The organism is Nocardioides pini (genome assembly GCF_026712185.1).
GTDB lineage: Bacteria > Actinomycetota > Actinomycetes > Propionibacteriales > Nocardioidaceae > Nocardioides > Nocardioides pini.
Map to the genome: position 1 here is coordinate 544801 of NZ_JAPPUX010000005.1, position 14523 is coordinate 559323.

Annotated in this window: 14 protein-coding genes; 6 read left to right on the forward strand and 8 right to left on the reverse strand. The window is 73.4% G+C overall.

Translation table 11 applies throughout. The annotated features are described in order from the left end of the window. Positions 1 to 7: 7 nt before the first annotated feature. Positions 8 to 1297, reverse strand: coding sequence for an aminoglycoside phosphotransferase family protein (locus NYO98_RS19455; RefSeq protein ID WP_268113469.1), 1290 nt, complete (start codon positions 1295 to 1297; stop codon positions 8 to 10). Positions 1298 to 1398: 101 nt separating this feature from the next. Between NYO98_RS19455 and NYO98_RS19460 the strand changes: the two genes are divergently transcribed. Then, positions 1399 to 2427: a M48 family metallopeptidase gene (locus tag NYO98_RS19460; protein ID WP_268113470.1), complete on the forward strand. Its 1029-nt coding sequence runs from the start codon at positions 1399 to 1401 to the stop codon at positions 2425 to 2427. A gap of 79 nt (positions 2428 to 2506) precedes the next feature. On the opposite strand, the gene NYO98_RS19465 is transcribed toward NYO98_RS19460, so the two are convergent. The 4 genes from NYO98_RS19465 to NYO98_RS19480 form a co-directional block, all read right to left on the reverse strand. Next, positions 2507 to 2650, reverse strand: coding sequence for a hypothetical protein (locus NYO98_RS19465; RefSeq protein ID WP_268113472.1), 144 nt, complete (start codon positions 2648 to 2650; stop codon positions 2507 to 2509). A gap of 152 nt (positions 2651 to 2802) precedes the next feature. Further along, a complete protein-coding gene (locus NYO98_RS19470) occupies positions 2803 to 3672 on the reverse strand; it encodes an HpcH/HpaI aldolase/citrate lyase family protein (RefSeq protein ID WP_268113474.1) in 870 nt (289 codons plus the stop codon). Further along, positions 3669 to 4763 carry an HpcH/HpaI aldolase/citrate lyase family protein gene (locus NYO98_RS19475; RefSeq protein WP_268113475.1) on the reverse strand — a complete coding sequence of 365 codons (1095 nt, stop codon included), beginning with the start codon at positions 4761 to 4763 and terminating at the stop codon, positions 3669 to 3671. Before NYO98_RS19475 ends, NYO98_RS19470 begins: the two co-directional genes overlap by 4 nt. A 178-nt stretch (positions 4764 to 4941) precedes the next feature. Beyond that, a complete protein-coding gene (locus NYO98_RS19480; protein WP_268113476.1) occupies positions 4942 to 5532 on the reverse strand; it encodes a DnaJ family domain-containing protein in 591 nt (196 codons plus the stop codon). Positions 5533 to 5631: 99 nt separating this feature from the next. Here NYO98_RS19480 and NYO98_RS19485 point away from each other — a divergent pair, with 99 nt between their 5' ends. Together NYO98_RS19485 and NYO98_RS19490 are read left to right on the forward strand one after the other, a co-directional pair. Then, a complete protein-coding gene (locus tag NYO98_RS19485) occupies positions 5632 to 5883 on the forward strand; it encodes a PspC domain-containing protein (protein WP_268113477.1) in 252 nt (83 codons plus the stop codon). Between the two features lie 53 nt (positions 5884 to 5936). Next, positions 5937 to 6713, forward strand: a complete 777-nt coding sequence (locus tag NYO98_RS19490; RefSeq protein ID WP_268113478.1) for a DUF427 domain-containing protein — start codon at positions 5937 to 5939, stop codon at positions 6711 to 6713. A gap of 48 nt (positions 6714 to 6761) precedes the next feature. Here the strand turns inward: NYO98_RS19490 and NYO98_RS19495 are convergent, their stop codons facing one another. From NYO98_RS19495 to NYO98_RS19505, 3 genes are read right to left on the reverse strand one after another with little or no spacing between them, the layout of a single operon-like run. Beyond that, a complete protein-coding gene (locus tag NYO98_RS19495) occupies positions 6762 to 8222 on the reverse strand; it encodes an MFS transporter (RefSeq protein WP_268113479.1) in 1461 nt (486 codons plus the stop codon). Next, positions 8219 to 9553 carry a M20/M25/M40 family metallo-hydrolase gene (locus NYO98_RS19500; RefSeq protein WP_268113480.1) on the reverse strand — a complete coding sequence of 445 codons (1335 nt, stop codon included), beginning with the start codon at positions 9551 to 9553 and terminating at the stop codon, positions 8219 to 8221. The genes NYO98_RS19495 and NYO98_RS19500 overlap by 4 nt, the downstream gene beginning before the upstream one ends. Next, positions 9550 to 10164, reverse strand: coding sequence for a nitroreductase family protein (locus NYO98_RS19505; protein ID WP_268113481.1), 615 nt, complete (start codon positions 10162 to 10164; stop codon positions 9550 to 9552). The genes NYO98_RS19500 and NYO98_RS19505 overlap by 4 nt, the downstream gene beginning before the upstream one ends. 200 nt (positions 10165 to 10364) lie before the next feature. Here NYO98_RS19505 and NYO98_RS19510 point away from each other — a divergent pair, with 200 nt between their 5' ends. The 3 genes from NYO98_RS19510 to hutI all read left to right on the forward strand — a co-directional run bounded on the left by NYO98_RS19510 (position 10365) and on the right by hutI (position 14228). Continuing rightward, the gene (locus tag NYO98_RS19510) at positions 10365 to 11588 is read left to right on the forward strand and encodes an allantoate amidohydrolase (protein ID WP_268113482.1); all 1224 of its coding nucleotides are present in this window, start codon (positions 10365 to 10367) and stop codon (positions 11586 to 11588) included. A gap of 130 nt (positions 11589 to 11718) precedes the next feature. Then, positions 11719 to 13047 carry a formimidoylglutamate deiminase gene (locus NYO98_RS19515; RefSeq protein WP_268113483.1) on the forward strand — a complete coding sequence of 443 codons (1329 nt, stop codon included), beginning with the start codon at positions 11719 to 11721 and terminating at the stop codon, positions 13045 to 13047. Further along, the gene (hutI, locus tag NYO98_RS19520; RefSeq protein WP_268113484.1) at positions 13044 to 14228 is read left to right on the forward strand and encodes an imidazolonepropionase; all 1185 of its coding nucleotides are present in this window, start codon (positions 13044 to 13046) and stop codon (positions 14226 to 14228) included. The genes NYO98_RS19515 and hutI overlap by 4 nt, the downstream gene beginning before the upstream one ends. Positions 14229 to 14523: the final 295 nt, after the last annotated feature.

The following is a 14523-nucleotide window of genomic DNA, read 5'->3' on the forward strand; positions in this document are numbered from 1 at the left end:
GGAGCGGTCAGCGGACGAGGTCGAGCAGCGCGCTCGTGAGCCGCGCGACGGTGCCCGTGAAGTCGCCAGCGCCGTCCTCGGCGGCCGTCGCGATGTGGGCGAAGGTGACGGTCTGGAAGACGAGGTCGGCCAGCGGGGCCAGTTCGAGCGCGCGGTCGACGTCGGCCGCCGGGAACGCGTCGCGCCACGGCCGCGCGTGCGCCTGCATCACCCGGTCCGCCTCACCCTCGCCGGTGCCGTACCAGTCGAGCACGCGGGCGAGGTGGCTGCCGTCGAGGAGGGGGTGGGTCACGCAGCCGTCGGTCCAGTCGAAGATCCGCACCTCGCGCCCGTCGTAGGCGACGTTGCCGGGGTGCAGGTCGCCGTGGGAGAGGGTGTCGGGGATCCCGCACGCCCAGAACTCGCGCACCAGCGCCTCGGCGCGAACGGTGCCGGTGGCCAGATCCTGCCGCTCTGCGTCGGTGAGCAGGGCCATCTCCGGGCTGGTGGCCAGGACGGCGTGCCAGGCGTCGAGCGTGGCCTCGAGGCCCCGCTCGGGGCAGCCCGCGGCGCGCAGCTCGTCGAGCCAGTCGAGGGCCGCGACCTGCGCCCGCCCCCAGAGCGGCGCGGCCGCGTCGACCGCCCCGGTGGCCCGGTCGCGGTCGGAGGCGCCGCGCAACGGCTCCATCAGCAGCCAGCCGGCCTCGTCGTCCGCCGCGACCAGCACCGGCACCAGGTGCCCGATGCGGTGGGCGAGGCGGTGCACGATGGCAGCCTCGGCGATGAAGTGGTCGCAGCACGCCTTGAACCACAGGGTGCCGCCGTCGGTCGGGACCTCGAGCACCGCCGAGATGCTCCACACCCGGTGCGTGCGGAGCGGGCCGGTACGCCGACGACCGGTGGCGGCCAGCTCGCGGTCCACCCACGCCTCCACGCGCTCGTGCCAGCCGGGGCGGAACCACGCGGGGCGTCGCGGCGGTGCGTCGCCGGCGTACTCCCGGAGCGCCGTCTCGACCGGCGAGCGCCACGGCTCGGCGAGGTCGTCGACCCGACGCCACGTGGCGCCCGTGGGTGCCGGGCCGCGCAGCGCGAGGACGTGCAGCCGGTCGGGCCGGACCTCGGCGTCCTGCTGCGGCAGCGTCACGACCGGGGCCAGGTGCACGCCGTCGCCGGCCAGCGTGGTGGCGTACGCCGTGGGCTCGGGCGCGTCGTCGTCCGCGACGTCCTGCACGAAGCTCGGCAGCGAGCCGTCGGGCTCGACGAGGACGGTGTCACCGTGGACGAGGGCCACGTGGTGCGTGCGATGCGAGCCGGCCATGCTGAGCATGATGGCCGCGCGGGTCCCCCGTCGGCACCCGAATTCGACGTGGTCCGGGTGAACCGGCGACACGACGCGGTCGCATGCGTCAGGATCCCTGCATGGCATCGGGGGAGAAGAAGCCGGCGCGTGCGCGCGTCGTGCTCACGGACATCAGCTCGCGGGCGTGGGAGCACCCCGCCGACAAGGGCGCGCTCGTCGCGCTGCGCAGGCTCAAGGGCTTCGACGTGCTGCTCAAGACCATGTCCGGCGTCTTCCGGGAGCGGGCCTGGCGGCTGACGCTGCTCGGGTCCGCGGTGCTGGTCGACGAGCGGCAGTTCGCGCGGCTCCACCGGCTGCTCGCGGAGGTCGGTCGGAGCCTCGACGTCAGCGACCTGCCCGAGATGTACGTCGCGGCCGACCCCGCGCTGAGCGCCGTCACGGTCGGCATGGACCGGCCGATCATCATCCTGTCGTCCGGCCTGGTGCACCACCTCGACGACGACGAGCTGCGCTTCGTGATCGGCCACGAGCTCGGCCACGCCGTCAGCGGGCACGCGGTCTACCGCACGCTGCTCGTGCGGCTCCTCGGCCTCGGCGGGCTGCTCTATGCCGTGCCCGGCGGCGCGATCGGCATCCGGATGGTGACCGTCGGGCTGCTGGAGTGGTCGCGCAAGTCCGAGCTGTCCGCGGACCGGGCCGGCCTGCTGGCCACCCAGGACCCGACCGCGGCGCTGCGCACCCACATGAAGCTCGCCAGCGGCGGCACCCTCGAGGAGCTCGACGTGACGTCGTTCCTCCAGCAGGGGTCGCAGTACGACGAGGGCGGCGACGTCCGCGAGTCCCTCATCAAGCTCTCGCTGCTCCAGCAGCAGAGCCACCCGTTCGCGGTGGTCCGGGCGACGGAGCTGCGACGCTGGATCGACTCCGGCGCCTACACGACGATCCTCGGCGGCGACTACCCGCGCCGGGCCGACGACGACACCGCGTCGGTCAGCGCTGCCGCGCAGGAGGCGGCCGCGAGCTACACCGTGTCGTTCGAGCGGACCCAGGACACCCTGGGTCGACTGATCCACGACCTCGCCGGCTGGATGGGCACCGCCAGCACCTGGATCAACGACCGCTTCCGGCGAGGCACCGAGAGCGCCTGAGGCCGCTCGACCCGCAGGCACAGCGCGGCCCCGGACACCAGTGGTGTCCGGGGCCGTCGCACCAGGTGGTGGCGAAGCGCTACCAGACCCGTCGGGCGGAGCCGCCGATCGGCACGAAGTTGAGCACCAGGCCGACGACGATCAGGATGATGCCGAGGGTGGTCAGGATGCTCTGGGGGAGCAGGAGCCCGAGGATGAGCAGGATCAGTCCGAGGACAATCATGGGTGTGCCTCCTAGGTGATGCGGGGGTGCTGCGGCCGGCCCACGGTGGGCGGGCCGGATCACTCTGGCGGGTCCGCTGTCGTTCGCAAAGTCGGATCCCTCCCTACGGGTGGGAGGCTGTCCATGCCCTGTCCGCCCCTCCGGGGGTGCCGTCAGCCCGCGCCGAGCGCCCGGACCGCCTCGTCGATGGCCAGCGTGCGGCGCGCGGACTCGACGTGGAGGTTCTCCACCATCCTGCCGTTGAAGGTGACCACGCCGGCGCCCCTGCCGTCCTCCCAGGCGGCGATCAGGCCGCGGGCGTCCTCGACCGCCTGCTCGCTGGGCGCGAACGCCCGGTTGGCACCGTCGACCTGGCCGGGGTGGATCAGCGTCTTGCCGTCGAAGCCCATCTGGCGGCCCTGCTCGCACTCGGCGAGGAAGCCGTCGGTGTCCTTGACGTCGTTGTAGACGCCGTCGACGACGGCGATGCCGGCGGCCCGCCCGGCGAGCAGCGCGGTGTGCAGGCTGGGCAGGATCGGCGCGCGCCCCGGCACGTGCTCGGCGTACAGCTCCTTGACGAGGTCGTTGGTGCCGAGGACGAAGGCACCGACCCGCTCCGAGGCCCGCGCGATGGCGAGGGCGTCGAGGACCGCGACCGGCGTCTCGACCATCGCCCAGAGCCGCGTGTGGTCGGGCGCGCCGGCCTTCTCCATCGCCGTCACGAGCCGCGCGACGTCGTCGGCGCTGTCGACCTTGGGGACCACGATCGCGGCGGGCCCGGCCTGGCTCGCGGCGACGATGTCGTCGTCGTGCCACTGGGTGCCGAGCCCGTTCACGCGGATGGTGACCGTGCGCCGGCCGTAGGCGCCGCTGGCCGCCGCGGCAGCCGCGGCCTCGCGTGCGGCCGGCTTGGCGTCGGGTGCGACGGCGTCCTCGAGGTCGAGGATGAGCGCGTCGCAGGGCAGGGACTTCGCCTTCTCCAGGGCCCGCTCGTTGGAGCTCGGCATGTAGAGCACCGAGCGCAGAGGGGTGAACTCGCTCATGCGCGCACCTCCCCGTCCGCCGAGATCGCGTCGTACTGCTCCTTGAGCTCGGGGTCGATCGCCGCGAGCTCGTCGGCGAGGGCGACCATCACCTGGCACTGCTTCACCGAGGCGTCGTCCTCCATCTTCCCGTCGATCATCACCGCTCCGGTGCCGTCGCCCATCGCGGCGATCACGCGCCGGGCGTGGGCGACGTCCTCGACGCTGGGGGAGAAGACCTTGTTGGCGATCGTGATCTGCACCGGGTGCAGGCTCCACGCGCCGACGCAGCCGAGGAGGAACGCGTTGCGGAACTGGTCCTCGCACGCGACGGTGTCCTTGATGTCGCCGAAGGGCCCGTAGTAGGGGTAGATGCCGTGCATCGCGCACGCGTCGACCATCCGGGCGATCGTGTAGTGCCACAGGTCCTGCTGGTACGACGTCCGCTGGGCGTCGTACTGCGGCACGCCGAGGTCGTCGCGCACCGGGTCCTGGCGGACGAGGTAGCCGGGGTGGCCGCCCCCGACGCGGGTGGTCTTCATGCGGCGGTCGGCGGCCAGGTCGGCGGGGCCGAGCGACAGGCCCTGCATGCGCGGGCTGGCGGCGCAGATCTCCTCGATGTTGGCCACGCCGCGCGCCGTCTCGAGGATCGCGTGCACCAGGATCGGCCGGTCGAGGCCGGCCTTCGCCTCTAGCTGCGCGAGCAGGCGGTCGACGTAGTGGATGTCCTCCGCGCCCTGCACCTTCGGCACCATGATCACGTCGAGCTTGTCGCCGATCTCGGGCACGAGGGTGGTGAGGTCGTCGAGCACCCACGGGCTGTCGAGCGAGTTGATCCGCGTCCAGAACTGGGTCGGACCGAAGTCGGTGGCCCTGCCGATGTCGACGAGGCCCTGCCGGGACTTCTCCTTGTTCTCCGCCTTGACCGCGTCCTCGAGGTTGCCGAGCAGCACGTCGACCGTGCCGACCATGTCGGGCACCTTCGCCGCCATCTTCTCGTTGCCCGGGTCGAAGAAGTGGATGGCGCGGCTCGGCCGGGCCGGGATCTCGCGGGGCGGCGCTGGCGCACCGACGGCGAGCGGGGCGAAGAAGTCCTTGGCGGGGCGTGTCATGCGCGCAAACTACCGCCGCGCGCCGGGCCCCGGATATGACGCATGTCTCGCCGCTGGCGGTCACCGGATATCCGGTGACCGCCTTAAAGGTGGAGATCTCGACCTGTAACCAGGGAACTCGGGTGCAAAGTCCTGCCGTACGACGGATCCGCGGCCTCCGCTCGGGACGGAGCCGCCCTCAGCGGTTGCGCCAGCGCGACCACCACGACTGCTTGGGTGGTGCCGGCCGACCGGCGGCCAGGGCCGCGCGCTGGGCCTCGACCCGGGCCGTACGACGCTCCCGCCACGCGGCCACCTCGGCCTCGACGTCCCGCGGTGCGGTGATCACCGGCGGGCCGCCCTGCAGCTGCCGGCGCGTCTCGATGATCCGCTTGTTGAAGTCCTCGACCTCGCGCCGCACCTCGGTCTCGGCCGTGATCGCGTCCAGGCGGCCCTCCAGCTCGGCGTCCTCCTTGCGCAGGGCCAGGGCCGGCGGGAGGAGGGCGATGTTCTCGCGCTCGACGAGCTTCTTGACCCACCAGTCGGGGTCGTGCTCGACGCCGAGGTCCTCGATCGGCTTGCCCTGTCCAGGGAGGTCGTCGAACTCGCCGCGCTCCATCGCGCGGCGTACCTGCAGGTCCACCCAGGTGGACTGCTGCGCGATGCGGGCGGCTGCGGCGGAGCGTCCGGTGCGGTCGTCGCGCTCGCGCTCGCTGCGCACGGGCTCGACTCCGGACTCCTGCGGGGACGGTTCGAGGTCGGACATCACGATCACCTCCGTGCCGTCCACCCTAGGCGCCTCCTGGCAAGCGGACCCCGACCCGGTCCCGGGGTGGGGCAGGGGCTGACCCCGATGGCGCAGGACGCGCCGGCGGCGCATGCTGGAGGCATGGAAAAGATCCGCACCTCCCTCGCTCGTCAGGGCCTCGTCCGCTCCACCGACCGGGCCATCATCGCCGGTGTCTGCGCCGGGGTGGGGCGTCGCCTCGGGCTCACGCCGTGGGTCACGCGGCTGTTGTTCCTCGTGACGCTCTTCCTGCTGCCGGGCAGCCAGATCCTGGTCTACCCGCTGCTGTGGTTCCTGATGCCGTCGGAGGACAGCATCGAGGCCGCCGCGGCCGCTCCGCACCTGCCTCGCTGACCCGCCTCTGACCGGCGCTGGCGCGGCGTCCCCTTGGGGCGCAGACTGGCGGGGTGCTGCGGACGGAGCCGATCGACAAGTGGGTCCGGGGCCGCCTCGCCGGGGAGGTGGTCGTCGAGTCCCGCGAGCCGCTGCTGGTGTGGCAGGGCCGGTTCCCGCCGGTCTACGCCTTTCGCCGCGACGAGGTCGCCGACGGCGTGCTCGCGCCCACCGACCCTCCCGTCCGCGAGGGCTTCTCGTTCTTCGCCCCGCAGGTCGCCGTGGCTCAGTGGTACGACGTCGCGGCGGGCGGCCGGGTGCTGCCCGCGGCCGCCTGGACGCTGGACGACGAGGCCGTCGCCGACCGGGTCGTGCTGACGTGGGAGCCCGGCCTGCTCGAGTGGACCGAGGAGGACGAGCCGGTCACCGGGCACCCCCGCGACCCGCACAAGCGGGTCGAGGCGATCGCGAGCTCGCGGCGGGTGGAGGTGGCCGTCGACGGCGTCACGCTCGCCACCAGCGACCGACCGGTCCTGCTCTTCGAGACCGACCTCCCGACGCGGTTCTACCTCCCGCGCGAGGACGTGCGACTGGACCTGCTCGAGCCGACCGACAACGTCTCGTTCTGCCCCTACAAGGGGCGCACCGACGACTACTGGACCTGGCCGGGCCCGCCCGCCCTGGCCAACGTCGCATGGTCCTACCACTCACCGGCACCGGCCGTCGGCGCCGTCGCCGGCCGGGTCGCGTTCTACAACGAGCTCGTCGACCTGACTGTCGACGGCGTACGCCTGGAGCGGCCCGAGTCGGTGTTCAGCTCACCGGAGCAGCGGCCCGGAAGCGATGCGTGACCGTCGACGGGGTCGCCCCGCTGCGCGGTCGTGACGGAGCGGCGGGGCTCAGTGCGGGACCGTCTCGTTGCGTACGTCGCTGAAGGCGTGTGGCGGCGCCGCGAGGAGCGCCAGTGCGGCCAGGAAGGACGCGCCGGCGCACACGGCCCAGACGGTGAGGTAGCCGCTGAACGGCGCCACGTGCTCCGAGGTCGCGTCGAGCGAGCCCGTCGCGGTGAGGGCGATTGCGAAGATGGCCGAGGCGATCGCGCCGCCCACCGTCTTGGTGCCGTTGGTCATGCCCGTGGCGATGCCCGTGCGCTCGGGTGGGGCGGCTGCCGCGGCGGCCGCGGGGAGGGCGGCGACCAGCGCGCCTGATCCCAGGCCGGCGATGCCCATGTTGATGAGCGCCTGCCACGTCTCGGAGTTGAACGGCAGCCACAGCAGGTAGCCCAGCCCGACGAGGCAGCACGCGACGACGAGCGCGCGTCGTACGCCGCCGAGCAGGCGGGTGGTCAGCGGCAGGGTGAACGCGCCGATCGCCAGCGTCACGACGTAGAGCCCGATCAGGGTGGAGATGAACGCGGGGTCGGCGCCGAGCCCGTAGCCCCGCTCGGCCGGGTCGGCCTGCGCGTAGGTGGACAGCGGGATCTGTCCGCCCAGCACGGGGATGCCGAAGAGGAACGCCGTCACCTGCACCGGCCACTGCGCGGGGCTGCTGAGGAGCCGGACGTCGACGATCGGGTCCGGGTGTCGCAGCTCGAAGCGCCAGAACACCGCGAACGCCGCGACGGACACCACGATCGTCGACCAGCCGAGCAGCGACCCCGCGCCGTCGAGACGCAGCCGGACCAGGCCGCCCATCAGCACGCCGAGCGCGACGGTGACGAGCGCCAGACCGGTCCAGTCGATGCCGCCGGAGTCGTCGCCGGGCACCTGCTCGATGCCGAGGAGGATCACGAAGAAGACGGCCGTCACCACGACAGCGGGCAGGGCGAGCAGGACGTTCATGTCGAGGGTGTCGACGAGCAGGCCGCTGCTGACGGCGCCGACGATGACGGCGAGCTCGAGGGAGCCGACCAGGATCGCGGCCCCGCGCCGGGTGAGCAGCTCCTGGCGGCCGGAGTCGCGCGTGCGGCGGTGGATGATCGCGATCTCCAGCGGCAGCCACACGACGTACGCGCCCTGGATCGCCCACCCGATGAGGAAGGTCGTGAAGGACGGCGCGAACGCCAGCCACCACGAGCCGAGCGCGGTCACGGCCGTCGAGATCAGCAGCACCCGCTTGTGCCCGGACAGGTCGCCGAGCCGCGCCAGCAGCGGGATGCACAGCGCGCTGACGATCAGCTGCGCCGCCTCGAACCAGTTGATGTCGCCCTCGCTGATCGAGAGGTGGTCGGCGATCTGCGGGTAGATCGGGGTGTAGTAGCCCTGCAGGATGCCGCTGGCGAACTCCACCATGACCAGGAAGCCGACGATCGCGGCGAGGCCCTTCACGGCGGTCCTCGCCGTCGGTGTCGTGGTGCTCATGCGGGGAGCCTCTCGATCAGGAGCCGGTACCAGCGGGCGCCGTCGACGAGGTCGGCGACGCCGAGGTGCTCGTCGTAGGAGTGGATGGCCTCGCGCTGGGCCTTGGTCATCCGGAAGGGGGCGAAGCGGTAGACGTGGTCGCTGATCGCCGTGAAGTGGCGCGAGTCGGTGGCGGCCATCATGACGTACGGCGTCGCGACCGCGTCCGGGAAGACCTCGCCGATGCAGCCCTCGACCAGCTCGAACGCCTCGTCCATCGGCGAGACCGGTGACGGCTCGCCCGACTCGACGACGTCGATGCGGATCGAGTCGTCGTCGACGGCCTTGCGGATGTGCTCGACCACGCCGGCCACCGTGTCGCCGACCATCACCCGGATGTTGAGCCCGGCCTTCGCGGTCGACGCGATCACGTTGAGCGCCGGCGACCCGCTCAGGGTGGTGGCCGCGACCGTCGTGCGCGTCATGGCCGCGGCCTCGGGGCCCGCGGCGAGCAGCGCCCGGGTCACCACCGGGGCCAGCCGGTCGGCGCGCCCGAGGAACGGGCGCAGCGGCAGCGGCACGTGCGGCGCGAGGCGGCGCATCAGCTCGAGCGTCGGTGCCGGTGCGGACGCGGGGAACGGCGACTTCTCGATCCGCAGGATGGCGCGGGCGATGCGCGCCGTCGGGCCGTTCCTCGCGGGCGTCGAGGCGTGCCCGCCGCGCCCCTCAGCGACGAGCTCGAGCGACGTGGTGCCCTTCTCGGTGACGCCGATGACGCCCAGCGGGGCCTTCACGCCCGGGAACGCTCCTCCCGCGATCGCGCCGCCCTCGTCGAGCACCAGCCAGGGCGTGACTCCGCGGTCACGGAGCACGCCGACGGCCTCGATGGCCGCGGTCCCGCTGACCTCCTCGTCGCAGCCGAAGGACAGCCAGACGTCCTGGGCCGGTTCGTGCCCAGCCTCGAGCAGCGACTCGACGGCCTCGCAGATCGCCGCGACGCAGCCCTTGTCGTCGAGGGTGCCGCGGCCCCACACCGCCGGGCCGACGTCGGAGGCGTGGACCTCGCCGCCGAACGGGTCGTGCCGCCACGGCGCGCCCGTGTCGACGGGCACGACGTCGAGGTGCGCCATCAGCACGACCGGGCGCTCGGCGCTGGCGCCGGCCCAGTGGAACAGCAATCCGTGGGTGCCGACCCGCGTGAGCTCGAGCCGCTCGTGGAGGAGCGGGAAGCACGTCGCGAGCTCGACGAGCAGCCGGTCGAAGGCGCCGGTGTCGACGCGTGCGGGGTCGCGGTCGGAGACGGTGGGGATGCGGACGAGCGCCTGCAGGGCGGCGACCACGCGGTCGGTCATGGGCCGACCGTAGTGCCCCACCGTCCGCGGTGGACGAGATTCGTACGCCGCTCGCGACGCGCCGGCGATCCGGCCGCGCCCGTGTCGGACTCGCGGTGGCCCACGGTGATCGCGCCCACCGGGGCGTGGTCCTCCGGGATGCCGAAGGCCTCCCTGAAGCCGTCGAGGAAGCGCTCCTCGATGCCGAAGAAGCACGCCCCGAGGCCCTCGTCGACAACGGTCTGCAGCACCAGGAGCGCGGCCATCCCGGCGTCGACCCACCAGTACGGCACCGGCCAGCGGGCCTCGTCGCGGTCGGTCCAGCCCTTGTCGGGCAGCGCGTAGCGGTCGAGGTAGGCGGCCTTGCTGGTCAGCGGCACGATCACGACCGGGGCCGTGCGCATGCCGTCCAACCACGTGTTGTGGGCATCGGGGTCGGCTCCCGTCGTCGCCCAGAACAGCGCGACGTCCTCCGGGGTGTCCAGCACCAGGAACGCCCAGCCCTGGGTGAACCCCGCGTTGGGGGCGCGCTGGGCGTGCTCGAGCATGCGGTCGACGGCGGCCGGGTCGACCGGCCGGTCGGCGTAGCGGCGCACCATGCGCCGGCGGCGTACGACCTCGCGGAACTCCATGCCCGAAGGCTAGGCGCCGCCGGCTCCCCTGCGCTGTAACGCCGGGTTAGTGCCCCTACCCACCGTGGAGCACCCCAGTGGGTACCCGCACCAACCCGGCGTTACATCAGCGGGACGACCACCAGGCGGCGTCTGGGATCCGAGACGCAGCAACGGGGCGGCGCGTTGACCGAGGTCGGTGATCCCGGTGGACTGCAGGCATGGCACCGACGTCCGGCTTCGAGGAGATGTGGCGCGACCTCGCGCCGGTGGGCCGGTCGGCCTCCTCGGGTGGCTACTTCCGCCAGCCCTGGACGACGGCCGAGTCGGAGCTGCGGTCGTGGTTCGCCGAGGAGTGCGTGGCGCGCGGCCTGGCCGTCGAGACCGACGGCATCGGCAACCAGGTCGCCTGGTGGGTGCCGGCCGCGGCTGCCGGCCGGCGGGGCGTCCTCACCGGCTCGCACCTCGACTCGGTCCTGGACGGCGGCGCGTACGACGGCCCGCTGGGCGTGGCGTCCGCGCTCGCGGCCGTCGACACGCTGCGGGCCCGGGGCTTCGAGCCGGATCGTCCCATCGGCGTCGGCGTGTTCGTGGAGGAGGAGGGGTCGCGGTTCGGACGTGCCTGCCTCGGCTCGCGGCTGGTCACCGGCGCCACGACCTGGGACGAGGCGCGCGAGCTGCGCGACCGCGACGGGGTGTTCCTCGCCGACGCGGTCGCGGGTGCCGGCCTCGACCCGGAGGCCGGGCTGCTCTCGCTCGACCGCGTCGACACGTTCGTCGAGCTGCACGTCGAGCAGGGCCGTGACCTCGTGGACCGCGACGTGGCCGTCGGGCTGGCGAGCGAGATCTGGCCGCACGGGCGCTGGCGCTTCGACTTCGCGGGCCAGGCCAACCACGCGGGCACGACCCGCATGGAGGACCGGCACGACCCGATGCTGACCTACGCCATGACCGCGCTGGCCGCCAACAAGCAGGCGCGCCTGGCGGGACAGCGCGCCACCTTCGGCCGCCTCTCGGTCGAGCCCAACGGCACGAACGCGGTCCCGTCGCTGGTGACCGCCTGGCTCGACGCGCGGGCCTCGTCCGACGAGGCCCTCGCCACCCTCGTGGAGGCGGTGGAGAGGCAGGCACACGACCGCGCCGAACGGGACGGCACCAGGCTCGACGTCACCGCGGAGTCCGTGTCGGGCTCCGTCGCCTTCGACCCCGACCTGGCCACCCGCCTCGCGAGCCTGGGTGGCTGGCCGGTCATCCCGACGCAGGCGGGTCACGACGCGGGCATCCTGTCCGACGCCGGCATCCCCACGGCGATGGTCTTCGTCCGCAACCCGACCGGGGTCTCGCACTCGCCCGATGAGCACGCCGAGACCGTCGACTGCCTGGCCGGCGTCGAGGCGCTCGCCGACGTGCTGGCCGAGCTCGCACGCCGCAGGGACCCCGCATGAGCACCCCACGACGTTCTTGTCCCCCGCAACGCTTCACCCCACAGCCTCCTGGTTCCCCCGCTGCGCTCCTCCACCACGAGCCTGCGGGGACCCCGAAGCGCTCCTCCCAACAACGCCGCGGGGACCCCGCGTGACGGCGTACCTCCTCGAGCGCGCCTGGGTCGGCGACCGCTTCCTCGACGACGTGCTGGTCGAGGTCGAGGACGGCCGCTTCACCTCCGTCACCCCGGACGCCGACCCACCCCGCGCGATCCCGGTGCGCGGCCTGGTCGTCCCCGGTCTCGCCAACACCCACAGCCACGCCTTCCACCGCGCCCTGCGCGGCCGCACCCAGCGCGGCCGCGGCACCTTCTGGACCTGGCGCGACCAGATGTACGCCGTCGCCGCGCGGCTCGACCCGGACACCTACCTCGCCCTGGCGCGCGCGACCTACCGCGAGATGGCGGCCGCCGGGATCACGTGCGTGGGGGAGTTCCACTACGTCCACCGCCGCCCGGACGGCTCGCCCTACGCCGACGCCAACGAGATGGGCGACGTGCTGGTCGAGGCGGCCCAGCAGGCCGGCATCCGGCTCACTCTGCTCGACACCCTGTACCTCTCCTCCGGCTTCGGGGTGCCGCCCGAGGGCGCGCAGCTGCGCTACAGCGACGGCAGCGTCGAGGCGTGGGCCGACCGGGTCGACACCCTGGCCGTCGACCTGGCGGCGGTCCCTCACGCCGTCGCCGGCATGGCCGTCCACTCCGTCCGCGCGGTGCCCGCTGCCGACCTGCCGGCGGTGGCCGACCGCCTCGACGCCCGGCCCTTCCACGTCCACCTCTCCGAGCAGGTCGCGGAGAACACCGCCTGCCTCGAGGCGTACGGCGTCACGCCGGCGCGGTTGCTCGCCGACCACGGCCTGCTGGGACCGGCGTCCAGCCTCGTGCACGCCACGCACCTGACCGACGACGACATCGCCCTGATCGGCGGCGCCGGGGCTCACGTGAGCCTCTGCCCCACCACCGAGCGCGACCTCGGCGACGGCATCGGGCCGAGCCGCCGGCTGCACGACGCCGGCGCGCGGCTGACCCTCGGCTCCGACAGCCACGCGGTGATCGACCTGTTCGAGGAGATGCGCGCCGTCGAGCTCGACGAGCGGCTCGCGACCCAGCAGCGCGGTCACTGGGCCGCGGCCGAGCTGCTGACCGCCGCCACCACCGACGGGCACGCGTCGCTCGGCTGGCACGACGCGGGCGCCATCGCCGTCGGCCGGCGCGCCGACCTCGTGGTCGTCGACCCCGCCAGTCCGCGCACCGCCGGGGCCGGCCGCGACGAGGGCGCCGTGGTCTTCGCAGCGTCCGCCGAGGACGTGCAGCGCGTGATGGTCGACGGACGCTGGGTCGTCGAGGAGGGCCAGCGCTACGACATCGGGCTCGAGCTCGAGGCAGCCGTCGCCCGCACCTGGGGAGAGGACCACCGATGAGCAGCGCCGTCTCGACCGTCATCACCGGCATCGGCGAGCTCGCCACCAACGACCCGGCGCGAGCCGAGGGCGGCGGCGTGCTCGGGCTCGTCCGCGACGCCGCCGTCGTGGTCGAGGGCGCCAGGGTCGTCTGGGTGGGCCCGGCCGTCGACGCGCCCGCCGCCGACGTGCAGGTCGACGCCGGCGGGCGCGCGGTCATCCCCGGCTTCGTCGACTCCCACAGCCACCTCGTCTTCGCCGGCGACCGCTCCGCCGAGTTCGAGGCGCGGATGACGGGCCAGCCCTACACAGCCGGTGGCATCCGCACCACGGTCGCGAAGACCCGCGCCGCCACCGACGAGCAGCTCACCTCGCACGTCGCCCGGCTCGTCGCCGAGATGCGGGCCCAGGGCACCACCTCCATCGAGATCAAGAGCGGGTACGGGTTGTCGGTCCACGACGAGGCGCGCAGCCTCGCGGTGGCCCGCCAGTTCACCGAGGACACGACCTTCCTCGGCGCCCACGTCGTCCCCGCCGACACCACCCCCGAGGACTACGTCGACCTCGTCACCGGCCCCATGCTCACGGCCGCGGCACCGCACGCCCGGTGGATCGACGTGTTCTGCGAGGACGGCGCCTTCGACGTCGACCAGGCACGCGCCATCCTCGCCGCGGGGTCCGACAGCGGCCTGCGCGGACGCCTCCACGCCAACCAGCTGACGTACGGCGGGGGCGTGCAGCTGGCCTGCGAGCTCGGCCTCGTCGCGGTCGACCACTGCACCTTCCTCGACGACGACGACGTCTCGGCCCTGGCGTCGAGCGGCACGATCGCCACGCTGCTGCCGGGCGTGGAGTTCTCCACCCGCCAGCCCTACCCCGACGCGCGCGGCCTGATCGACGCGGGCGTGCGGGTCGCGCTGGCCAGCGACTGCAACCCGGGGTCGTGCTTCACCTCCTCCATGGCGCTGTGCATCGCGCTGGCCGTCCGCGAGATGCGGATGAGCCCGGCGGAGGCGCTCCACGCCGCGACCGCGACGGGCGCCGCCGCCCTCGACCGCGACGACGTCGGCGTCCTCGCCCCCGGCAAGGCCGCCGACCTCGTCCTCCTCGACGCGCCGTCCTACGTCCACCTCGCCTACCGCCCCGGCGTCCCGCTCGTCGCCGGGGTCTGGCAGGCCGGCCGGCCGGTCGTCCCGAGGTAGCCCGCAGCTACCTCAGACCCCGGTCGTACGCCGACGCGGCGCGCGTCTGAGGTAGCCGGCCGCCCGGAGATAGGGCACGCGCCCGATGTCCCGGCCTACCTCATGGACGGAACCTCTACTCACGGTCCGGAACCGGGCCGAGGAGAAGAGGAGAAGCACATGTTCACCACCGACAGCTTCCTGGGAGCCGAGCTGACCTACCGACAGGACAGGATCCGGAAGGACTACGGGCACCGTCGCTGGACCCGTGTCCGCGCCGACGACACCCAGAAGTGACCCACACCGCGATCGACCC